Raw genomic sequence first — 24207 nt, forward strand, 5'->3', positions numbered from 1 at the left:
CGTTGGAAGATTAACGCTCTTCCAACATTTTAACGATCTGATTTGCAACTACTTTTGCGCTCTGATCATCAGTTTTAACTGTGTAGTCAGCAACTTCTTCATACTGTGGGTTACGATTTGCAGCCAAAGCTTCAAGAACCTCACGAGGCTCATCAGTTTGCAGAAGCGGACGCTTTTTATCGCGGTTCGTACGAGCAAGTTGTTTTTCGATAGTAGTTTCTAGATACACTACTACACCACGTGCAGATAGACGGTTGCGGTTTTCTTTACTCATTACTGAGCCGCCACCAGTCGCAAGAACGATACCCTGTTCTTGGGTAAGGTCGTTAATAACACCCTCTTCACGCTTGCGGAAGCCTTCTTCGCCTTCCACATCGAATACCCAAGCGATATCAGCGCCAGTGCGCTCTTCGATTACCGTATCAGAATCAACAAACTCCATGTGAAGTTGTTGTGCTAGGTGTCTACCTATTGTGCTTTTGCCGGCGCCCATCGGGCCAACAAGGAAAATATTACGTTTCTCAGCCATGTTCAGCAGTATTTTACAACGTTAAAGTCAAATTACATCGCCATCTCTATCACTACTATAAAAGTCAGTGTTAATGAGTGGCGCCAAGTTCCTCACAGATGAATCGTGATAAGACCCGAAATTATCTGGATTTGCCATCAACAATGCAAATTATATTTTATCTTTTTTTGGAAACAGAATGGAAGGCGTGACAAATATCAGCAATTCACTACGCCCAAACTTGTCCGAAGTGCGCTTAAAGAAACTGCCAAACCAAGGAATATCAGATAGATAGGGAACTTTCTCTACATTGTGTATGATTGTTTTCTGATAGATACCGCCTAGCACGATAGTCTCTCCATTATTCACCAAAACTTGGGTTTTAATACGCTGAGTATCAATAGCGACCGATTCCCCTATCCCTGTTTTAACCACTTGGCCCGGTCTGTCTTGGGTGACATGCAGATCCAAAACCAACTTATTGTCTGGTGTAATTTGCGGCACCACCTTTAAACTAAGGACAGCTTTTCTAAAAGATATTGATGTTGCACCACTTGAAGCAGCCTCTAAGTATGGGATCTCAGAGCCTTGTTCAATATAGGCAGGTTGCTTATTTGTGGTGATGAGTCTAGGGCTAGAAATAATCTCCGCTCGAGACTCGGCTTGAAGGGCAGATAACTCCAAATCCAATAAGGTATCAGACCCTAGCTTTGCTAACTGAAAAGCTAAGGTTGACGCATTGGGGTTAGCCAAACCTAGATTCACATTTAGGTGGTCCTCAAGAACTACACTGCCCCTAGAGGCTTCTATACTCGGCGTGATCTTTGAGTCGACGTTAATATTTGTAAAGCCCCAACGTACTCCTACCTCATCCAACTCTCCCTCATTAATTGTCACTATCCTTGCCTCTATTTGCACCTGTTTAACCGGAATATCGAGTGAGTCGATAATCTCAGTGATTCGTTGCAGATTGTCAGGATGATCGTAGATTAAAAGGGCATTCGTTCTTTCATCTACCGCTATCGACCCCAACTCAGAAACCGTTCCAATGTTGCGGTGGTGATCGAGGATGGAGGCGATATCCGATGCCTTAGCGTATTTAATGGCAAACAATTGAGATTCGAGTTTAATGGGCGGTGTTGATAGGTCCAGTTCAACAGGTTTGAACGGCACTGACACCTCACTAATCTCAGTTCGTAACTCTACTTCATCATTAACTGAAGAAAACCACTGAGGCTCATCTGCCCTAGAGTCTGGCCAATAAAGGAAAGTAATTAAGAACAATTGAAACGCGCGCATATTAATGTGACTCTGCGCTTTCAGCTGAAAAAAAAGCCAGTACTATCCGCGCATTAATCTGTGTCTTATCAATAGATTGTCTAGACAGGAGCAATTCCTTGACAGTGATGACTTCTGAAAGTCGAACACTTTTACGTAAAAACTGCGCTATGTCTGAATAAGTTCCTTTGAGTTCTAACACTAAATGCCGGCTGTACAGTCCTTGTTCCCATTGCCATAAAATCACATTCACTGATGAATTTTCCAAACCTAAAGATAGATAGTTAAACACCACTGTTTTTGATACTTCGTTAGATGCGAAATTTGCTCGCTTCAAATACTGATTTCGATAGTCCATTGTTTGTTCATCCAGTTGCTTCAGCTTTCGTAGATACAAAAGGTGGCTCTGTTGTTGTAAAGCAAGCTCATCGAGTAGTTGTACCCGAATACTCTTATTATGTTGCCCCCAAACACTCCAAAAAATTCCTGCCATAATCAAAGCTACAGTAACGCCGAAGGTACTCACCCACTTTGCAGGAAGTTGAAATAAGCGATGCCAGTCATAAAACAACAGCCAGCTCAAAATGCTTCACTACCTAACTGAAATGAAATTTTAAACTGATTTAAACCTTCGCCTTTTATCGTAGTTACTGGCATCAACTGCTCAATTTGCAGACTACTCACCTGAGGTTCACTAGCTACGCCATCAATAAATGGCCTTAATTGATAAAGAGCTTCGACACTTCCCTCTATGACACATTCCTGCAACTGACAATGAAGCACTAGCAAACCAATCCCCTCCACCGAAGATTTATCAGGCAACACATCTATAGGTAAAGGCAACTGTCTAAGACGCTGTTGATTGTGCAATCGTTCAAGCCTCTTTTTCCACAATGCTTGCTCTTTTATCTCGTTGGTTTCTTCTGCATAAATTTGCTTTATCTTCATCACTTCTGATTGAAGAATGCTCAACTCTAATTCCCGATCATCTTGATACTGCAGTTCTAGAAAATAAATGGCAATAAACCCTAGTATGACTAGAAAACTGGGTACGCTAGCTCGAGTGAAGAACCGCCATCTTTGCATACGGGCTTGTTGTTCTCGCCAAGGCAGTAAGTTAATCACAAGTAAGCCTTAGACCAATGATAAGCACCTAATGCGCACGCTAATGCAGGGTAACCGGTCATAAACGAGGTCAAGCTTTGGCCCATATTAGTATGTGATACATCGATTAACTTGAACTCTGGCCTATGTATGAGCAAATTGCTTAGCTCAGTAACCCTATCCGTGCCCCCATATACCAACAAAGTGATGCTTTTCTTATCTCTATCAGCGAATAAGTTAAGGAAGTTGTGAGTTAAGCTCTCAGAAAAGACGGCTAAGCTCTGTCCTGCAATATCAAAAATCATAGGTTGGCTTGGCTCATTGAGTGATGCTGCTATGATTCCGTCTTCGGTTATTTCAATAAAGCCATCCCCCCTATTTCCATAGGCTGATTCAATCTCTCTGCTCAACGCTCGTAAATCGCTCAATACCCAACCCACGACATCTAGCGATAATTCACATTGTTTCAAATGGTGTGTGAGTGTTTCTTTTTTACAGATGTAAAGATCGAACTTTTGCTCATCATTAAGTAATTTGCGCACTCTGTAATCGTGAGCCAATTCCTCGGTAAGGATGGCATTCGATAACTGTTCATGAACGTAATTTACGATCTCTTCTTCAGACAACGATGCATTTATTACAGAACTTTTACTTAACACCTCTTCAAAACTTAAGCTCATTGACACACAATTTCGCCATCTAGGTAACCGCTTTTTTAACGTTGACCATGCGCTTTTCCAGTCTTGTTTATCTTTCACAACAAAAGTGAACGATGCGTCTATTTTCCAACCCTCTTTGCGGCGGCGAATCACGACACAATCCAGATTATGTTGACGCATCGAAATGCCCGAATATGTGGAATAAAGCATACAAATCCTTATTAAATGCGATAAAGATCAAAAATATAGGTAGCAGGTTAAAAAAGGGGTTACACTAAGTTATTGTTTACGCTCGTTATAAAACTGAGCAAATTTCAATCTTCCAAAAACAAGGAAACTTGGGTGAAGTTCATAAAGATTACATTGGTCCTTGCACTGGCTTGCATCGTTCTTGGGCTAGGTACAATTTTTGGTTTTTATTACTATCTAAAACCACAATTGCCAGACGTGGCAACGTTGAAAAATGTTGAACTACAGACACCGATGCAGGTGTATACACACGATGGAAAGCTGCTTGCTCAGTTTGGTGAAAAACGCCGTATTCCTCTCAAGCTGGACGAGATGCCACAAGAGTTGATAGATGCGGTCATTGCCACTGAGGACAGCCGTTTCTATGAGCACTTTGGCTTTGATCCAATTGGTATTACTCGCGCCGCGGTAGCTGTTATTTCAACAGGTTCTGCCAGCCAAGGTGCAAGTACCATCACCCAGCAGTTAGCCAGAAACTTCTTCTTGTCCAACGAGAAGAAAATAATGCGAAAGATCAAAGAGATATTTATCGCAGTTCATATTGAACAACTACTGACTAAACAAGAAATCCTTGAGCTTTACCTGAACAAGATTTACCTCGGTCATCGCTCTTATGGTGTCGGCGCTGCTGCGCAGGTTTATTTCGGCAAAGAGCTGAAAGACTTGAGTCTAGGTGAGCTTGCCGTAATTGCGGGTCTCCCTAAAGCACCATCAACCATGAATCCAATCTACTCAATCGATCGCGCTACCACGCGTCGAAACGTAGTTTTGGGTCGTATGCTAACTGAGAAAAAAATCACTCAGGTAGAATTTGATGAAGCTCGAGCAGAAGATCTCACTGGCGAAGCGCATGGTGCAGAGATTCAAGTACGAGCTCCTTATGTTGCTGAGATTGCTCGCGCATGGATGGTGAAGAAATTTGGTGAAGAAGAGGCTTATACCTCTGGGATGCGTATCTACACAACTGTCGATTCTAAACTGCAAAACGCCGCTAATATCGCCGCGGTCAACAACCTAATCAGCTACGATGAGCGTCACGGTTATCGCGGTGAAGAAAAAGTTGTCTGGGAACCCTCTGCGACAGCAATGGATCAGGATGAACTTCAAAAGTACCTTCGCTCTCAACCTAGCTACGGAGCTATGCGTCCTGCAGTTGTGACCAAAGTAGAAGGCAAAACCGCTCAGGTATATGTTAAAAGTTATGGGTACCAAACCATAGAATGGGATGGCATGAGTTGGGCTCGTCGCTTCAAAACTGATGAACGACAAGGTCCTGCACCAAAGAGAACTTCTGACATTATCGAAGTGGGTCAACAAATTTGGGTTCGCCCAACTGATATTGCTCGTACTTTAACCCCTGCCCCTACGACTGAGGCCGAGGAAGAAGCGGTAGAAGAGCAACAACCTATCGTGTGGCGTCTGAGCCAGATCCCGAATGCGAATACGGCAATGGTTTCTATTGAACCTACCTCAGGTCGTGTTACTTCTCTGGTGGGTGGCTTTAACTTTGTGCACAATAAATTTAACCGCGCCACTCAATCACTACGCCAGGTAGGCTCTAGCATCAAACCATTCATCTATTCTGCTGCAATTGATGACGGCATGACTTTAGCTACCTTAATCAATGATGCGCCTATTAATCAGTGGGATGAAAGTGCGGGAACGGCGTGGCGACCTAAGAACTCGCCCCCAACCTACCTTGGTCCAACACGTCTTCGCATTGGTTTAGCTCAATCTAAGAACGTAATGGCTGTTCGTGTGCTGCGTTCTGTTGGTCTTGATGATACTCGTGATTACTTAACTCGATTTGGTTTTGCTAAAAAGAATACTCCTCGCTCAGAAACCATCGCCTTAGGTGCAGGTAGCTTAACGCCGGTGCAGATGGCGCAAGGTTATTCAGTATTTGCCAATGGTGGCTACTATGTAGAACCTTTCTACATTGAGCGTGTTGAGAATCCATATGGTGAGGTACGCTTCGAAGCAAACCCAACGGTTATCTGTAAAAAGAACTGTAATAACGAGCTAGTAACTGATGTTTCAGAGTATGCTGAGAACAAAGATATAGAACTGACCGAGCTAACCAATGAGGAAGGCGAAAAGGTAGAATCGGTAGACGACACTCCTCGCTATGCACCTCGAGTTATCACATCACAAACGGCATTTCTCGTTCGTGAAATGATGTACAGCAATGTCTGGGGTGGTGGTAATTGGTCTAAAGGTACTGGCTGGAACGGTACAGGTTTTCGCGCTCAAGCACTAAAACGCCGAGATATTGGTGGTAAAACAGGTACCACCAACTCTTCGAAAGATGCTTGGTATAGCGGCTATGGTCCAAATGTAGTTGCTGTAACTTGGGTTGGTTTCGATAGTCATGACCGTAACCTTGGCCGCACCGAGAAAAACTCTAACCTAGGCAAAAGCCAGATATCTGGTGGTGAAGCCGGCGCGCGAACAGCTCAACCAGCATGGGTCGATTTCATGAAGGTAGCGTTAGAAGACACACCAGTACAACGCAAACGTGTACCACGCAAGATTATTCAGGCGCGCATTGATCGTAGTTCTGGACTGTTGACTCAAAAAGCTGATGAAACCTCTCGCTTTGAGTACTTCTTACAGGGAACAGCGCCAACTGAATATGAACCTGATAACTCTAGCAATAGCCTCTATGGAGACGATATTTTCTCTAGTGGCGCCTCTGATGATGAGGATAGCGAAGAGAGTGGAAGTTTGTTCTAACGAGCAATAATAAAGACTAAAGACCCGGCTCATATAGCCGGGTCTTTTCTTTTTAGTTAAGGCACTCTGAAATGTAGCAGGCCAATGATTCAAATCTCGGTTTGAACGGTGAACCAGGGCGATAAGCCAACACTAATTTGCGACACGGCTTTGGATTTTCAGCCGGAATATAGCTCACTCCGTCCTTAGATTTTTCGTGAGGTACGGCAAGTTCAGGCAACAAGGTAATGCCACTGCCTGCGGCTACCATATTCCTCAATGTCTCTAAACTGGTTGCCTTGAATCGCTGATCATCTTCCGCTCCTGCTGCAAAGCAATATCCTAGCGCCTGATCCCTCAAGCAATGTCCATCTCCTAGTGAAAGCACGGTATTGCCATTGAGTTTCTGCATATCAAAACTCGACAACTCTCCCCATGGATGATTCTCTGGAACGGCAATCATCAGTGGCTCTTCATAAATATCAAGTTCTTTGAAGTGTTCTGTTTCCTTTACCGCCGCCAGAATAAGACAGTCTAACTTCCCTTCTTCTAGCTGAGCTACTAATTGATGGGTTTGCGCTTCATAAAGGAACAACTCTAGATCAGGAAAGTCTTGTTTTATCTTTGGAACAATCAATGGCATAAGGTATGGGCCTACTGTAGGAATAAAGCCTATATGTATCGGCCCCTCCATCGAATCCCCTTGTGCACTCGCCATCTCAGTGAACTGTTTTACTTCAACCAGTATCTTCTTGGCCTGCTCCACTAGCAACAGTCCAGCATCGGTAAACAACACTTTGCGACTACTGCGCTCCAATAAGGCTGTTCCCAACTCATCTTCTAGTTTACGGATTTGTCCACTTAAAGTGGGTTGACTGACAAAACATGCCTCTGCAGCTTTTCTAAAATGCTTATGCTCCGCTAAAGACACCAAATATTCAAAATCTCTAATGTTCATTTCTATGATCTCGATAATATTTACCTATTGAAACCATAGCATTAAACGATTATACCTATCAAAAGAAATCGCTAATAATGGCTCCAACAAAACAGAAAGGGCTAAAGCCCCAACTCAATACTTAAAAGGACATCACTATGTTTACATCTAAAGAAGGTCAATCTGTACCCCAAGTTACGTTCCCAATTCGCGTTGGTGACGCATTCACTCAAGTAACAACTGACGACATCTTTAAAGATAAAACGGTTATCGTATTCAGCCTACCGGGTGCGTTTACTCCAACATGTTCATCTAGTCACCTACCTCGCTTCAACGAGTTGTTTTCTGTGTTCAAAGAGCATGGCGTTGATGAAATTGTCTGTGTATCAGTAAACGATACGTTCGTTATGAACGCTTGGAAAGAAGACCAAGAAGCAAAAAACATTCGCTTCATCCCGGACGGTAACGGTGACTTTACTGATGGTATGGGTCTACTAGTTGATAAGAAAGAGCTAGGCTTTGGCAAACGCTCATGGCGCTACAGCATGCTGGTCAAAAATGGCGTTGTAGAGAAGATGTTTATCGAACCAAACGAACCAGGCGACCCGTTCAAAGTTTCTGATGCTGACACTATGCTTAATTACATTGCCCCTGAATACAAAGCGCAAGAGTCAATCACAGTATTTACCAAGCCAGGTTGTCCTTTCTGTGCAAAAGCGAAACAAAACCTAATCGACAAGGGTCTTCAATATGAAGAAGTCGTATTGGGTAAAGATGCAACTACCGTATCACTGCGTGCAATCACTGGTCGCTCTACAGTGCCACAAGTCTTCATCGGTGGTAAGCATATCGGTGGCAGCGAAGAGCTAGAAGCATACCTAGCGTAAGCGCCTAATAAATAAGCACAATTTAATATTAAGGCCCGAAAACGGCGGGCCTAGTTGATATACCCAAGTGATATCGAACCAAGTTTACCTAAATCTAAGTGAACACTTGGTTATATTAACTAATACAGAATTTTAGAGGTTTCCATGAAGAAATTAAACGTCGATGTAGCGGTAATTGGTGGCGGTACAGCAGGCCTTGGGGCTTATCGTGCTGCTAAAGCTCACACAGACTCAGTTGTGATGATCGAAGGTGGCCCTTACGGCACTACCTGTGCACGAGTAGGCTGTATGCCTTCTAAGCTGCTGATTGCAGCGGCTGAGAGCGTACATCAGATTGAGAAAGCACCACAATTTGGCGTACATCCGCAAGGCGATATCCATATTGATGGCAAGCAAGTCATGCAGCGCATCAAAAGTGAGCGCGACCGCTTTGTTGGGTTTGTACTTGAAGGCGTGGATGAGATCCCAACAGAAGATAAAATTCGCGGCTACGCTCAATTTATTGATAACTCAACTCTCATTGTTGACGGTCATACACAAATCAATGCTAAGCGTATTGTCATTGCAACCGGTTCAAGACCTGCTTATCCAGCCGCTTGGAATGAACTAGGCGACAAATTGGTTATCAATGATGATGTCTTTGACTGGGATGATCTTCCTCAATCAGTGGCTGTATTTGGCCCAGGAGTGATTGGCCTAGAATTAGGTCAGGCTCTGCACCGCCTAGGCGTTGAGGTGAAGGTATTTGGTGTGGGTGGACAAGTTGGCCCACTAACTGACCCGAAGGTAATGGCTTACGCGGATAAAACCTTTCAAGAAGAGTTCTATCTGGATGCTGATGTAAAAGTAGAGAGAATGATTCGCAATGAAGACAAAGTTGAGATCGACTTCATCAACCGCTCGGGTGAAACAGAACGCTTTGAAGTGGATTTCGTTTTGGCTGCTACTGGCCGCCGCCCGAATGTTGATAAGTTAGGGCTAGAAAACACGCCTATTGAGTTGGATGCAAAAGGAGTACCGACTGCAGACCCATACACAATGCAAACCTCGATAGAGAACATCTTTATCTCTGGAGATGCTAGCAACCAAATCCCTTTGCTTCACGAAGCTGCGGATCAAGGGCGTATTGCTGGCGATAATGCAGGACGCTTCCCGGATATAAGAGCAGGCTTGCGTCGCTCAACCATATCAGCGGTATTTAGCGATCCACAAATTGCAATGGTAGGTGAGTCTTTCCGTCAAATTTCACAGCGTCTAGGCAACTGTGGCTGCTTTGAAACAGGAACTGTATCCTTTGAAGGCCAAGGTCGCTCTCGCGTGATGCTGCGCAACAAGGGCATCTTGAATGTTTATGGTGAGCAAGGTACTGGACGTTTCTTAGGTGCTGAGATGATAGGACCAAATGCTGAACATTTAGCACACCTACTCGCTTGGGCACATCAAAACAAAATGACCATCTCTCAGATGCTGGATATGCCCTTTTATCATCCAGTAATTGAAGAGGGTGTTCGAACTGCACTAAGAGACCTAAACGCTAAATTGCATCTAGGCCCAGAGATGATCAAGCACTGCCTAGATTGTGGTCCTGGCTGTTAATCATCTTTTTAAAATAACCGATCTAGCCTGTTGCCTTGTTTCTTTTTCGCAAGTGCTACAGGCTTGTTTATTTTTCAGCTGCAATCACTGATATTTCCACCAATAAAGCTTCTCTTGCCATATCAGCTGTCACACACGCTCTTGCAGGCGCATGCCCTTCTGGAACCCATGCATCCCATACTGTATTCATCTCTTGGAAATATTTCATGTCTTTCAGATAGAGAGTCGCAGAGAGCATGTGTTCTTTATCACTACCAGCTTCTAACAATAGTACCTCAACTTTATCCAGCATGGTTTGTGTTTGCTGCGTAATGTCTTGAGTAGCATCAGCACATACCTGGCCACAAAGGTAAATCGTACCGTTATGCTTTACGATGCGGCTCATACGTTGTTTGGTTTGTTGGCGTTCAATCATGAAGTGTTGTTCTCTTTAAAGCAAAGCATGCATTGTAGAGAAAATTCAGCTCGGAAAGATAGACATTTAACGTCAAAAAGAGGCGATTTGAGAAGTGATCGACATAGAAAACAAAAGGCCCCTAAACGATCATTGTTCAGGGGCCGTCTTAGAATCTGTCTAAGAAAAGCAGTGGTACAGTAATAGACCCTGCTCTTCCAATAGAGTTCCGCTTAATTTCAATTTTTCGTGCTTTGGCTTTGCTTAAGCTACGTTCACTTTGAGAATCACTTGCTCATTAAGGTTGAACTCAAGAGCCACCTCATCACAAGCGTGCTGACGCGGACATTGCTCACAGTCTTTTAGTACCTTCTCAGGCAGTAACATCTTCGAAGTCGGAATAAAGCTGTGCTTCATAAAGAACTCAGGCGTACGAGTTAGCACAAAGACCTTCTTAATCGCCATTTGACGCGCACGATCAACCAGATGTTGTACGATAGCTGACCCCTGCCCTTGACCTTGCCAACCCGCCTCTACACCTAAAGAGCGAATCTCAGCAAGCCCTGAGTCATAGACATACAAGGATGCACAACCCGTTACTTCACCATGATGCTCCGCTACTGCAAAAGAGCCTATATCACGGATAAGTTCACTACGATTACGAGGCAAGTTCTCACCAAGGCCAGCCCAATAAGCCACCATACCCTCTAAGGTATCGATATCAGTCAAACGAGCCGCACGTACTTTCACGCCAGAGGTATCTCTTTGCTCTAAACGTTGCTGTGCTTGGTCTACCGCATAAGCCACCTGTGTTGGACTCACACCACCAAGAGCAGAACGTTTTTCAAGACAAGAATCGATGGTTAGAATATCGTAAACATCATTCTCGATGACATCTGAGAACTGTTTCAACTCTTGAAGAGTAAGCTCTTCGAGCGCACAGCCCTTAGAAATAGCGGCAACTACCGCCACACCTACAATATGATGCGCTTCACGGAACGGTATGCCTTTCGCAACTAGGTAATCAGCAAGCTCAGTCGAGTTTGCATAACCTTGCTTAGCTGCCTCTAGAGTACGCTCACCATTAACCTTGATCCCCTCAAAACACAGTCCTGCCATTTCCATACAATCATTCCAAGTATCCAAGGCGTCGAATAGCCCTTCCTTGTCTTCTTGCATGTCTTTGTTATACGCCAATGGCAACGCTTTAACTGTCATCATCATGCCAGCCAAAGAACCGTAAACACGACCACACTTACCACGAATAAGCTCTAGCGCATCAGGGTTCTTTTTCTGAGGCATCAGCGATGAACCTGAGGTCACTGTATCGGCTAATTCAATAAAGTTCGATTCGCCTGAGTTGTAGAAAATCATATCTTCAGCTAGACGGGATAAATGCAGCATAGAGAGTGATGCGATAGACATTAGCTCCATCACATGATCACGGTCTGATACAGAATCTAGACTATTGCGAGTGGCACGACGAAAACCAAGAGAATGAGCTAATTGCTCTCTATCCATTGGATAAGCAGTTCCTGCAAGAGCGCCAGAACCAAGTGGACAGGTATCAAGACGCTTAATTGCGTCGCTTAATCTTGAATAATCACGCTCAAGCATCTCAACATACGCGAGACACCAGTGAGCAAATGTCACAGGCTGTGCACGTTGTAAGTGAGTGTAACCCGGTAAAACAGTACCTTGGTGTTGCTCTGCAACTGAAACCATTTTGGTTTGCAGCTTATCTAGCGCAATCAGCAGTTGATTGCCTTGCTGACGACACCAAAGTTTTAAATCCGTTGCTACCTGATCGTTGCGAGAACGGCCAGTATGCAATTTTTTACCGAGATCGCCGACCTTACCAATAAGCTGTTGTTCTACCCAAGAGTGGATATCTTCAGCGTCAGAATGAAGGATCTGCTCTGGGTCCTCCATGACTTCAAGCTTCAATTCATTTAGAGCTAATTCGAGCTTCTGCTGTTCTTCTTCGGTCAGGACATCAACAGAATGCAGAGCCTTAGACCAAGCGATCGAACCTACAATGTCTTGCTCAGCCAATCGGTAATCAAAGCGAAGTGAATCGTTGAACTGTTTAAACCGAGTGTCTGCTGCTTGGGTAAATCTACCGCCCCATAATGCCATTGTTTTCTCCTGAAATTCCTTGGTCTAGTGCTTACTGTATTCTATTTTTGACGCTATTTCTTTAGTTCGTTAAGAGCGCGGATTCTGCTTGAAAGTGAATACAGACGGATAAAACCTTCCGCATGGCTTTGGTCGTACACTTCATCTTCGCCAAATGTAGCAAACTCTTCCGAGTAAAGGCTATTGTCAGAGCGCTTCTGAACGACAGTTGCCTGTCCTTTGTACAATTTGATAACCACTTCACCGTTAACATCTTGAGCTAGCTCTTCTGAAGCAGCAAGAATTGAACGACACAGTGGAGTAAACCAACGACCATCGTACACTAGATGAGAGGCTTTAACGCCCAACTCTTCACGAAACTCAAAGGCTGCTTTATCAAGAACCAGTTGCTCTACCGCACGCAACGCTTCCATGATGATAGTGCCACCCGGAGTTTCGTAGCAGCCACGAGACTTCATACCCACAAGACGGTTTTCTACAATATCAATACGACCAACACCATGCTTAACACCCTTCTCATTTAGATAAACAAGTGCGTTATATGGCGTCATTTTCTCGCCATCAATCTCAGTCACTTCACCTTTTTCAACTTTAACAGAAACTGTCTCTGATTCGTTTGGCGCTTGTTCTGGATCCACAGTCCATGCCCAGCAATCTTCGTTTGGTGCATTCCACGTATCTTCTAACACGCCGCCTTCTGTTGAGATATGCCATGCATTGGCATCACGAGAGTAGATCTTAGTCAGCGATGCAGAACAAGGAATATTACGCTCAGCTAGGTAATCTAAGCACTCTTCACGGCTAACAAGATCCCACTCACGCCAAGGAGCAATCACATGCAGATCGGGTGCCAGTGCAGCAAACGCGCCTTCAAAACGCACTTGGTCATTACCCTTACCCGTACAACCATGACACAGTGCATCAGCACCAACTTTACGCGCTACTTCTACTTGCGCCTTCGCAATGATAGGGCGAGCCATCGACGTACCTAGCAGATATTTACCTTCATAACATGCACCTGTCTTAAGTGTTGGGTAGATGTAATCTGCAACCATTTCTTCTTTAAGATCAGCAATGTAGCAAGAGGATGCTCCTGATGCTTTAGCTTTCTCTTCAATGCCTTGTAGCTCTTCTTCGCCCTGACCTACATCAGCAACAAATGCAACGACCTCACAGTCGTAGTTTTCTTTAAGCCAAGGAATGATCACTGATGTGTCCAAACCACCTGAATAGGCAACGACAACCTTATTTACGCTTACTTTGCTCATAATAAATTCTCCGATAAGTAGGAAAGTTGTTATTGCAACATTCCTAGTAATTTCCGTTCACTAAATGTAAATGCCTGTTATTCAGGCTGAAAAAGGGTGCCAACGTTTTGCCCTGCAAACAGTTGGTCTAATTTTTCTGGGTATCGCCACGAGGCTACTTGAATAGGTCGGCCCAAATCGCTTGCAGCTTGCAATGCAGCTTGAACCTTAACGATCATTCCATCGGTGATGACTTTCCCTTGAATCAATGCATCAGCTTGCTCTTCATTGAGACTCTCTAGTAGGTGACCTTTGCCGTCGAGTACTCCGCTCACATCTGAAAGCAGAGCCAACTCGGCATCAAGAGCACCGGCCACAGCAACTGCGGCTTGGTCTGCATTAACGTTCATCATTTGACCGTTATTTGTTAGACCAATAGAGCTGATGATTGGCAGTGTATTCGTCGCCAAAATAGCTTGCAATAGGCTTGAGTCTCCTGGAGTTGCATTACCTACCGCGCCAAGCTCAGGATCAAGTTGCTCAACTGTGCACAATCCACCATCAGCCAGACACAAACCTATGGTTTTTAGGCCGGCTTTGATAGCCTCACCTTGCAACATTTTGTTGGCGGTACCGGCTAATGCACCCGTAATAAGAGGGATCTGCTCAACAGGAGTGACACGCAATCCATCTTTCTTGGTAGAGGTTAATTGCAGGCTGTTTAGCAACTCATCCACTAAGTAACCGCCACCGTGTACGATCACAATTGAACGGTGAGATTGCTGCGATGCTTGCTCAATAGCCTTAAATAACTTCGATAGAGTCTCACTGCATTCTAGTGCTGCCCCGCCCAATTTAATCACTAGTGGTAATGTGCTCATAGCTAGTTCCTTTGCCATTGCTTAAAACAACGCCGTTGTTTCTGGGAATTGGTTACGGATATTCAAACACTGCATCGCTTGTGAAGATGCACCCTTTAATAGGTTATCGATGGCCGAAACTACAATTAAGTGAGAGCCCTTAACGTTCCAGCCGATATCGCAAAATGGAGTGTTTTCTACATCCTGAATCTTTGGCATTACTTGGTGTTTAAGCCTAACTAGTTGCGCATCGCCATAGGCTGCTTCAAACGCTTGCTCAACCTGCTCAGCCGATACACCCTCGGCCAATTTGATGGTAATGGTCGCTAAGATGCCACGCTTAAAGTTACCTAGGTGTGGCGTAAAAATAACATCCTGACCTAAATGACTTGCGATCTCTGGTTGGTGGCGATGAGTAAATACGCCATACGCTTGCAAACTGACTTCACAAAAGCTGTTGGTTTGGCTCGCCTTGATGCCGGCACCTGATACACCACTAACTGCATTAATGACTGGCCACTGATTAGTGTCTACCAACCCAGCTTCTAGCACCGGCTTGATAGCAAGCTGTGAAGCGGTCGGATAACAGCCCGCTACAGCAACAAGATCCGTTTTAGCAATCTGTGGTTTATTCCATTCTGCTAAGCCATACACTGCGTTATCAAGCTCGGCTAAGTGTTGATGTTCAAAACCATAATATTCTGGGTAGAATCCCTCAGCCTGAACTCTGTATGCTCCAGATAAATCAAACACCTGGCATCCTTGGGCTAAAAACAATGGCGCTAGGTCGTGACTCACTTGGTGAGCCGTAGCAAGGAAAACGACATCAACCGATTGAGCCACCGCTGCTACATCTTCTAAAGGCAACAATGGCATATCAATCTTGCTCAACAGTTTGCCATGTAACTGACTAATGGGCTTATTTGCATCTAGGCTGTTGGCTGACACGTACAAACCTGATAGCGTGAGGCTAGGATGTTTAAACACCATATTTGCGAGTTCAGCGCCTGTATAACCGCTAGCTCCGATAATCGCTACTTTTAGTTGTTTTTCGTTACTCATCAACCGACTCTGCATTTTTGATTATAAATGTAATAAAAATTAGCTATATTGCTTTTTTATTCATTTTTTGTGACTTAGTATGTGTTTTAACCTTTCGTTAGTTATCTGTCAATAGTGGATACAAAGATAATATGCCAATACCTAAATTTGTTGATATTTACCAAGGCTTGATAAGCACCTCTTCCATTAGCTCAACCGACCTAAAATGGGATGAAGGTAACGCTCAAGTTATCGCTAAACTGGCCACCTGGTTTGAAGACCTAGGCTTTACCGTCACCACTGAAGAAGTGGAACCCGGTAAGGTGAACCTTATGGCTCAGTTGGGTAGCGGTGAGGGCGGGCTTCTTTTGGCAGGACACACCGATACCGTCCCTTTTGATGAAGGACGTTGGAATTTTGACCCACATCAACTGACGTTGGCGGACAACCGCTACTACGGTCTAGGTACTGCTGATATGAAAGGCTTCTTTGCTTTCATTCTTGATGCAGTAAAGCAGATGAAAGACAATGACACAGATTGGAGCTCGCAAACTAAGCCCCTATATATCCTTGCAACTTGTGATGAAGAGACCACCATGCTTGGGGCAAGGCATTTCACCAAAGAAGCGCCATTTAAGCCAGACTACTGCATCATTGGCGAACCCACTAGCTTAGTACCTGTGCGTGGCCACAAAGGTCATATTGCTAACTCTATACGTATCACAGGTAAATCAGGGCACTCCTCTGACCCTGCTTTAGGTATCAATGCAATTGAGATTATGCATGAGGTGATGTATTTACTAATGCAATTGAAGCAGAGACTGGTTAAGGATTACCATCATCCCGGCTTTGCTATACCAAACCCTACACTTAATCTCGGGCACATTCATGGTGGTGACAGTGCTAACCGTATCTGTGGTTGCTGTGAGTTGCATTATGACCTTAGACCGTTACCTGGTTTAAGCCTTGAGAGCCTAGATCAACTTCTCCAAGAATATCTACAACCTATTATGCAAAAATGGCCTGGTCGTATAGACATCACACCTCTGCATGAGGCAATACCTGGTTATGAGTGTCAGGCTGAACATCATTTTGTTTATGAGATGCAGGACATTTGCGAAACAGAGTCACAAACCGTCAACTACTGTACAGAGGCACCGTTTTTACAGGAACTATGTCCGACGCTAGTCATGGGACCTGGCTCTATCGAGCAAGCACACCAACCGGATGAGTATCTGAGCTTAGACTTCATCGATCCAACGATTGCAATACTCAAGAAATCTATAAACCAGTACTGTTTTTCAGGTAAACAGTAATAATTAATGAAATAAAATTTCAACACTAAGTTTACAAAAACCAGCAGTTATGATTGAAATCAATTTCAATGCTGGTTTTTCAAACAATTTTGTTCAAAGTTTGACTCTTGCCCCTTTTCTTGGATAGATTGGATCCCAACTCAAGGAACGGTATGTAATTTATTTACGAGGCTCAATGTAATGAACAAGAAATATTCTGCACTCACAAGTAACGTTAAGATGCTTGGTAATCTACTTGGCAGAACCATCAAAGATGCCCACGGAGAAGACATTCTCAACAAAGTTGAGACCCTTCGTAAACTGTCAAAATCAGCTCGCAGTGGCAACCAAGAAGATCGACAAGCTTTAATTAATGAGATTGAAAACCTACCGGATGACCAGTTCATTCCTGTAGCTCGCGCATTTAACCAGTTTTTGAATCTAACTAACATCGCCGATCAGTACCACACTATTTCTCGTCATTGCGAAGAGCAGGTTTGCGAACCCGATGTCATTCAAACCCTTTTCAGCAAGCTACATTCTAAAGATATTTCAAAAGCTGAAGCTTCAGACGCAATCAACAACCTCAACATAGAATTGGTATTGACCGCTCATCCAACAGAGGTAACGCGTCGTACCATGATCAACAAGCTTCTCAAGATAAACGACTGTTTATCTAAGCTAGAGCTTAGCGATATTGGCCACTCTGAACGCGTTAAGACAGAGCGTCGCCTAGAGCAACTTATTGCACAGAGCTGGCATTCTGACGTTATTCGCCAGCAACGCCCTACACCTCTTGATGAGGCTAAATGGGGCTTTGCAGTAGTAGAAAACTCTCTATGGGAAGCGATACCAGACTTCTTGCGTGACTTGGACGACCGCGTTTCTACACATCTAGATGAGCGCTTACCTATAGATGCTCGCCCAGTACACTTTTCATCGTGGATGGGTGGTGACCGAGATGGTAACCCATTTGTCACTCACAACATCACTCAAGAAGTATTGTGGTTATCTCGCTGGAAGGCAGCCGATCTTTATCATGCTGACATTGAAGAGCTGATCACTGAGCTTTCAATGACTAAGTGCAATGATGCCGTACGTGAACTTGCTGGTGACAGCCATGAACCGTACCGAGCGATCCTTAAAGAGCTTCGTACTCTTTTAAACAACACTCAACAGGTTATCGACGCTAAGGTATTAGGTACCAATGTACCTAACCTACCGATTCTAGAAAGCACCGATCAACTCTGGGATCCTCTACACACCATCTATACCTCTTTGCATGAGTGTGGCATGGGTGTAATTGCAGAAGGTTCACTCCTTGATACTCTGCGCCGCATCAAGTGTTTCGGTGTACATCTAGTTCGTTTGGATATTCGTCAAGAAAGTACTCGCCACTCAGATGCACTATCTGAAGTAACTCGCTTCCTTGGTCTAGGTGATTACGATCAATGGAGTGAGCAAGACAAAGTTGCATTCTTGGTTAAAGAGCTAAGCTCGAACCGTCCTCTTATCCCGCACAACTGGGAGCCTTCAGCAGAAGTAAAAGAGGTAATAGACACCTGTAAGACCATTGCTGAGCACCCGATTGAAGCCTTTGGCGCATATGTTATCTCAATGGCACGTACTGCTTCCGATGTACTAGCTGTTCATCTACTGCTTCGCGAGGCAGGCTGCAAGTTCCGCCTAGGCGTTTGTCCTTTGTTTGAAACGCTGGATGACTTGAATAACTCAGAAGCAGTCATGCAGCAGCTGTTCAATATCGACTGGTACCGCGGATTTATCCAAGGTGAGCAGATGGTTATGATTGGTTACTCTGACTCAGCAAAAGATGCAGGCGTTATGTCTGCTGGCTGGGCTCAATATGATGCTATGGACAAGCTAGTTAAGGTTTGTGAAGCGCAAAATATCGACCTAACTTTGTTCCACGGTCGTGGTGGTACTATTGGTCGTGGCGGTGCTCCAGCGCACGCTGCACTGCTTTCTCAGCCACCAAAGAGCCTACAGGGTGGCCTACGTGTAACGGAGCAAGGCGAGATGATTCGCTTTAAGCTCGGCCTTCCTCAGGTAGCAGTAAACAGCCTGAACTTATACGCAAGTGCGATTCTAGAAGCGAACCTGCTTCCACCACCAGAGCCTAAGAAAGATTGGCGTGACCTAATGGAAGTGCTATCACAAGTGTCTTGTGAAGCCTATCGTGGTGTTGTTCGTGGCGAACCTGACTTTGTTCCTTACTTCCGCGCGGCAACACCAGAGCTTGAGCTGGGTAAACTGCCTCTAGGTTCTCGTCCGTCGAAGCGTAACCCTAATGGTGGTGTTGAAAGCTTGCGTGCCATTCCATGGATCTTCTCATGGAGCCAAAACCGCCTAGTTCTTCCTGCGTGGCTAGGTGCAGGTGAAGCCATTCAGTACTCTATCGACGAGGGTCATCTTGAACTACTCGAAGAAATGTGTCGTGAGTGGCCGTTCTTCTCTACACGCCTAGGTATGTTAGAAATGGTGTACTACAAGTGCAGCATGGATATCTCAAAGCTTTATGATGAGAAACTGACAGACCCTTCTCTATGGCGTTTAGGTGAGAGCCTACGTACACAATTGCAAAAAGATATCCAAGCGGTGCTAAAGGTTGAGAATAACGAGAACCTAATGCAAAGCGACCCATGGGGTCTTGAGTCAATTCGTCTGCGCAACATCTACGTTGATCCATTGAACATGCTTCAAGTAGAGCTTCTTAAGCGCACAAGGAAAACGGAAGAAAATAATCCTGATCTAGAAGAAGCACTTATGATCACAATTGCAGGTATTGCCGCTGGTATGCGCAACACAGGGTAATTATTTAGCTACACAATGTGACCGATATCTAAGCCCTAACTCTTTTGAGTTGGGGCTTTTTTTCGCCTTTATGACTCAGTTAGCAATATGATACTAGAAGCCGTAAACATGTTTTTGTAATACTTATTTTGCGTTAATCTAACGTTATAAAATCATAGTAAACTGTTAGCTTATAGATAGGGCATCTTAGGTTTCACTAACAAATCAGAGACACAATATTCCCTGTCTATTAAACATAATAAAATCAATTTTCTCAGGTGAGAATGGCTTAAAAGGTAATACATGCACTCAAGGAAATCTTGAGTAGCTCGCGCTCTTCAATTAAGACCAAATTAGAGTCAGAACTGTGCGTTGTTTTTTATATGCAGTATATGGAAGAAAAACATGTCATTACCACACGTTATATTGACCGTACTAAGCACACGAAATGCTACCGGTTACGACATTACAAAAGAGTTTTCTTATAGCATTGGCTATTTCTGGAAAGCAAGCCACCAGCAAGTTTATCGTGAGCTAAACAAGTTGGCTGCAAATGAGTTAGTGACTTGTGAGTTGCAACCTCAATCAGGAAAGCCAGATAAAAAGATTTACTCCATCACAGAGCGCGGCCGTGAGGCACTAGCGAAGTGGTTTGATCAACCAATCTCACATCCAACGGTGCGAGATGAATTTGCAGCTAAACTTTACGCTTGTGAAGTTCAACCTGCGGAAGGTTTTTCAGACCAGCTGCAACACGCACTAAACGACTCTCGTAAACTGGTTCAGTTTTACAAAGAGATCGAGGGTACTCATTACTCCGATACTCGCCTACTGAATCAAAAAGAAAAGATTGAGCGCCTAACATTGCGTCGCAATCTTCTTACTCGCGAAGCGTGGAATGAATGGGCAGAAGAAGTGCTAGGCGAGATAGCTTAGCTGATATACAAAAGGACCTAGCACTTTATGCACTAGGTCCTTTGTTTTATCTAATTTCTAAAGTTTAAACAGTCACTTTCTGAGGACGAACACCAAGTGTGTGGCAAAGCGCGTAAGTCATTTCCGCACGATTTAGAGTGTAGAAATGGAAATCTTTAACCCCTTCACGACTCAAAGTACGCACCATATCAATCGCTTGACTTGCACCAACCAACTGACGAGTTGTTGGATCATCATCTAAGCCTTCAAACTGTTGCGCCATCCAACCAGGAACTTTCACATGATTCATCGCAGCAAAGCGTGATGCCTGCTTAAAGTTTGATACTGGTAAAATGCCCGGAACAATCTCTACATCAATACCAGTAGCCGCACAGCGGTCACGAAATCGAAGATAGCTCTCTACATCAAAGAAGAACTGTGTGATTGCACGGTTTGCGCCAGCATCTACTTTACGTTTCAAGTTAAGTAGATCTGCTTGTGCACTTTTGGCTTCTGGATGAACTTCAGGAAAAGCAGCAACCGAGATATCAAAATCATGACGTGATTTCAGTAGCTCTACAAGATCTGAAGCGTACATATCAGGATGACCTCCTCCTGGTGGGATATCACCGCGCAGAGCAACAATACTCTCTATGCCATTTTTCCAGTAATCATCAGCAATAGTGATCAACTCATCACGAGATGCGTCTATACAGGTCAAGTGAGGAGCAGCAACCAAACCTGTTTGGCTTTTGATTTCTTTGATTATGGAGTGTGTGCGATCACGCTCACCAGAGTTAGCGCCATAGGTCACAGAGACAAATTTTGGTTGCAGGGTTTTAAGACGATGAACTGAGTTCCATAGAGTCTCCTCCATTTTCTCACTACTGGGAGGGAAAAACTCAAAAGAGACATTAATGTTGTCGGACAGCTCCGCGATATTTTGATTCAATGCATCGATGTGACTTGCGTGTGTGTATCCCATATTTATTCTCCCTGTGCGTAAGCACAATCTCATAACCCTGAACGTTTAGACGTCTATATGTCTAGATAATGTAAATTTATGAGAGGGATGTCAACAAAAATTCGTGCAAACTTTGAGTGATTTTTTGACGGAAGGCATCCGATGCCCAGCGACACCGGATGATTTGGTTTGTAGACTTATAGCAAACCAGAGAGTCGATTAAGATCAGACTGCAATGCACCTGCGGTAACCTCACGACCAGCGCCAGGTCCACGAATAACCAATGGGTTATCCTTATACCACTTGCTCTCAATAGCAAAAATGTTGTCACAAGGAAGTAGGTTCGCCAAAGCGTGACGCTCATCAAGCGCCTCTACGCCCACAGTAGCCTCTCCATCTTTCGATAGACGTGCAACGTAACGAAGCACCTTGCCTTCGCTCTGAGCCTTATCTAGGCGTTCTGCCAGCAGTTCATTGAGGACATGCGCTTGGTGGAAGAAATCATCGACGGATAAGTTTAATAGTTCTTTAGGTACTAATGACTCTACCGCAACACTTTCTGGCTCAAGCTCTAGCCCTGATTCACGCGCCAAGATAACCAATTTTCGCATGACATCAGTGCCATCCAAATCAGCTCTAGGATCGGGTTCAGTTAGTCCCTGTTGCCATGCTAGATCAACCAACTCACTAAATGGAATCGAACCATCGTATTGTTGGAATAGCCAAGAAAGGGTGCCAGAGAATATCCCCGAGATAGCAACGATCTTATCACCACTTTCGCGTAGGTCTCGTACCGTATGGTTTACCGGCAAGCCTGCACCCACTGTTGCGTTATACAGCCAATGACGCCCAGTCTTAGAAAAGACATCTTGTACTTGATGATAAAACTCACTCGGAGCCGAACCCGCGAGTTTATTTGCCGAAATAACATGCATGCCATGCTCAGCAAACTCTAAGTAACGATCTGACACCTCTTGGCTAGCTGTGACATCCAATACCACTATCTCATCAAAGCTCGACTGTCGTCTTACTAGAGAAACCCAGTCTTCTTCATCGACCACCGCCTCTTCAGAAAAGCGAGTATTCAACGTACCCGCATCAATGCCACTCTCGTCATACCAATAACGATTGCTAGCAACAGCGGCAATCAAATCAAAGCTCATGCCTCGGCGTTTTTCTAACTCGACTTTTTGTTGAGCAAATAGCTCAATCCAATTAGAACCAATATTCCCCTTTCCGCACAGTACAATACCAACACGCTTTTGCGCTTGGAACAGTTGACTGTGCAAAGATTCAAGCAGTTCAGGTACCTTGTTAGTTCTCACCACAGCAATCAAGCTCAGTTCCGAGTCAGTTTCAAACATGAACTCAACAGGCACTCTTTTTAGCGTTTGATAAAAGCCAAAGCAGTGATTGGCGTTATTGGTCACCCCTGCGCCAACCGCGGCAATCAAAGACATGCCTGATTTAACCTCTATTTCAACTTCAAGGTGTGCAGACTCGATACACTCTAAAGCGCCAGCAAGCAACTCACTGGTATAAGCAAGACGCAGACAAGAGTTATCCGATTGAGATTCATAAGCTAGCGGTGCAAGTTGAGCTTTATTTAGTAGGGATAAAACTTGAGGTTCCAAGCGCTCAAAGTCATGAGCATGACTTAGCGTAAGCTCAATAAGGTTTACCTCATCTAGTGAGGTAACAATCTTCGCGCCACGTCCCGAGGCCAATACTCGCTCAATGCGCGTTGAGCCAGACTCTGGTTGATGACTACAACGCAGTTCCATATCCATAGTGCTCTGTGCCACCGGCTGCAATGTGCGGCTGTGCAATACGGGAGCTGCTAAACGCGCCAGTTCACTCGCTTCATCAAGGCGAAGTAGCGGTAACAAGCAAGCGTCGCCAACAATGCGCGGATCGGCACTGTATACACCAGCAACATCACTCCAAATAGTCACTTTAGACACTTCAGCCAATGCACCTACAATCGTCGCTGAGTAATCAGAGCCATTTCGTCCAAGTAGGACGGTCTCGCCCTCTTGGTTCTGTGCCATAAAGCCCGTAACCACTAGTCGCCTGTGCGGGTGCTGCGCTACCACGGATTTCGCTAATGGCCAAGATAGCCCGCGATCTATCTCTGGTTGCGTTCCTACTTCCGCCCGCAAGAAATCACGAGAGTCGATAGCGATGCTTTCCATATCCTTATCGCTAAGGAGAGCAGCAAGCAGGCGAGATGACCACACCTCACCATGACCCAGCGCTGCCGATTTCTGCGACTCGCTCATAGGTGCATTTAAAGCACTAAGCGCAGTGAATTCATTATTCAGTACTTGTTGCAGTGGTTCGGCTTTATCTTCCGGTAACAGATCTAGAATCAATTGATTCTGATATGCACGCAGTTCAAGTAAAATCTCATGAGCCACGCGTCCATCCTTCTCTAATGCAGCCAACCAACGAAGCAAATTGTTTGTGGTTGATCCCGCAGCAGAAACAATAATCAGATCGCCCACATTGGAATATTCCGCCAAGATATTGGCTACGCGACTAAAACACTCAGCATTGGCAAGACTACTACCGCCAAATTTATGAAGCTGCTTTAGGTGTACCATGA

The 24207-nt window shown here is 44.6% G+C and carries 18 protein-coding genes and 1 pseudogene; 6 read left to right on the forward strand and 13 right to left on the reverse strand.

Annotated features, from left to right (window positions below):
- Positions 1-10: 10 nt before the first annotated feature.
- The 5 genes and pseudogenes from aroK to OCU48_RS12225 form a co-directional block, all read right to left on the reverse strand.
- A complete protein-coding gene (gene aroK, locus OCU48_RS12205) occupies positions 11-529 on the reverse strand; it encodes a shikimate kinase AroK (RefSeq protein WP_141345664.1) in 519 nt (172 codons plus the stop codon).
- 150 nt (positions 530-679) lie between these two features.
- Positions 680-1762, reverse strand: a pseudogene (locus OCU48_RS12210) (type IV pilus secretin PilQ); the annotation flags it as partial.
- A 46-nt stretch (positions 1763-1808) separates the two neighbouring features.
- Positions 1809-2369, reverse strand: a complete 561-nt coding sequence (locus OCU48_RS12215; RefSeq protein ID WP_141345662.1) for a hypothetical protein — start codon at positions 2367-2369, stop codon at positions 1809-1811.
- Positions 2366-2911, reverse strand: coding sequence for a PilN domain-containing protein (locus OCU48_RS12220; RefSeq protein ID WP_141345661.1), 546 nt, complete (start codon positions 2909-2911; stop codon positions 2366-2368). Before OCU48_RS12220 ends, OCU48_RS12215 begins: the two co-directional genes overlap by 4 nt.
- Entirely contained in the window at positions 2908-3729 is an 822-nt protein-coding gene (locus OCU48_RS12225; protein ID WP_244312304.1) for a hypothetical protein, read from the reverse strand. The genes OCU48_RS12220 and OCU48_RS12225 overlap by 4 nt, the downstream gene beginning before the upstream one ends.
- A 162-nt stretch (positions 3730-3891) precedes the next feature.
- Here OCU48_RS12225 and OCU48_RS12230 point away from each other — a divergent pair, with 162 nt between their 5' ends.
- Positions 3892-6534: a penicillin-binding protein 1A gene (locus OCU48_RS12230; RefSeq protein WP_141345659.1), complete on the forward strand. Its 2643-nt coding sequence runs from the start codon at positions 3892-3894 to the stop codon at positions 6532-6534.
- A gap of 52 nt (positions 6535-6586) precedes the next feature.
- Here OCU48_RS12230 and oxyR read toward each other — a convergent pair whose 3' ends face one another.
- On the reverse strand, positions 6587-7471 hold the full coding sequence (oxyR, locus tag OCU48_RS12235) for a DNA-binding transcriptional regulator OxyR (RefSeq protein WP_141345658.1): 885 nt from the start codon (positions 7469-7471) through the stop codon (positions 6587-6589).
- Between the two features lie 137 nt (positions 7472-7608).
- On the opposite strand from oxyR, the gene OCU48_RS12240 reads away from it, so the two are divergent.
- Positions 7609-8337: a redoxin family protein gene (locus OCU48_RS12240; RefSeq protein WP_141345657.1), complete on the forward strand. Its 729-nt coding sequence runs from the start codon at positions 7609-7611 to the stop codon at positions 8335-8337.
- A 144-nt stretch (positions 8338-8481) separates the two neighbouring features.
- Positions 8482-9933 (forward strand): dihydrolipoyl dehydrogenase, encoded by a 1452-nt coding sequence (locus OCU48_RS12245; protein ID WP_141345656.1) that lies wholly within the window; start codon positions 8482-8484, stop codon positions 9931-9933.
- Between the two features lie 67 nt (positions 9934-10000).
- Here OCU48_RS12245 and OCU48_RS12250 read toward each other — a convergent pair whose 3' ends face one another.
- From OCU48_RS12250 to argC, 5 genes are all read right to left on the reverse strand, one after another.
- Positions 10001-10348, reverse strand: coding sequence for a RidA family protein (locus OCU48_RS12250; RefSeq protein ID WP_141345655.1), 348 nt, complete (start codon positions 10346-10348; stop codon positions 10001-10003).
- A gap of 243 nt (positions 10349-10591) precedes the next feature.
- Positions 10592-12466 (reverse strand): argininosuccinate lyase, encoded by a 1875-nt coding sequence (gene argH / locus OCU48_RS12255; RefSeq protein ID WP_141345654.1) that lies wholly within the window; start codon positions 12464-12466, stop codon positions 10592-10594.
- 53 nt (positions 12467-12519) lie between these two features.
- Complete coding sequence (locus OCU48_RS12260) at positions 12520-13734, reverse strand: argininosuccinate synthase (RefSeq protein WP_141345653.1); 1215 nt, start codon at positions 13732-13734, stop codon at positions 12520-12522.
- Positions 13735-13811: 77 nt separating this feature from the next.
- Positions 13812-14594 (reverse strand): acetylglutamate kinase, encoded by a 783-nt coding sequence (argB, locus tag OCU48_RS12265; RefSeq protein WP_141345652.1) that lies wholly within the window; start codon positions 14592-14594, stop codon positions 13812-13814.
- A 21-nt stretch (positions 14595-14615) separates the two neighbouring features.
- The gene (gene argC / locus OCU48_RS12270; protein ID WP_141345651.1) at positions 14616-15635 is read right to left on the reverse strand and encodes an N-acetyl-gamma-glutamyl-phosphate reductase; all 1020 of its coding nucleotides are present in this window, start codon (positions 15633-15635) and stop codon (positions 14616-14618) included.
- 131 nt (positions 15636-15766) lie between these two features.
- Between argC and argE the strand changes: the two genes are divergently transcribed.
- The 3 genes from argE to OCU48_RS12285 all read left to right on the forward strand — a co-directional run bounded on the left by argE (position 15767) and on the right by OCU48_RS12285 (position 20656).
- A complete protein-coding gene (gene argE / locus OCU48_RS12275) occupies positions 15767-16930 on the forward strand; it encodes an acetylornithine deacetylase (protein WP_141345650.1) in 1164 nt (387 codons plus the stop codon).
- A gap of 180 nt (positions 16931-17110) precedes the next feature.
- A complete protein-coding gene (gene ppc, locus OCU48_RS12280; protein WP_141345649.1) occupies positions 17111-19741 on the forward strand; it encodes a phosphoenolpyruvate carboxylase in 2631 nt (876 codons plus the stop codon).
- Positions 19742-20125: 384 nt separating this feature from the next.
- Complete coding sequence (locus OCU48_RS12285; RefSeq protein WP_141345648.1) at positions 20126-20656, forward strand: PadR family transcriptional regulator; 531 nt, start codon at positions 20126-20128, stop codon at positions 20654-20656.
- Positions 20657-20720: 64 nt separating this feature from the next.
- Here OCU48_RS12285 and metF read toward each other — a convergent pair whose 3' ends face one another.
- Positions 20721-21620: a methylenetetrahydrofolate reductase gene (metF, locus tag OCU48_RS12290; protein ID WP_141345647.1), complete on the reverse strand. Its 900-nt coding sequence runs from the start codon at positions 21618-21620 to the stop codon at positions 20721-20723.
- Between the two features lie 176 nt (positions 21621-21796).
- Complete coding sequence (locus tag OCU48_RS12295) at positions 21797-24205, reverse strand: bifunctional aspartate kinase/homoserine dehydrogenase II (RefSeq protein WP_141345646.1); 2409 nt, start codon at positions 24203-24205, stop codon at positions 21797-21799.
- Positions 24206-24207: the final 2 nt, after the last annotated feature.

Origin of the sequence: Vibrio inusitatus, from assembly GCA_024346935.1 — a bacterium.
Classification (GTDB): domain Bacteria; phylum Pseudomonadota; class Gammaproteobacteria; order Enterobacterales; family Vibrionaceae; genus Vibrio; species Vibrio inusitatus.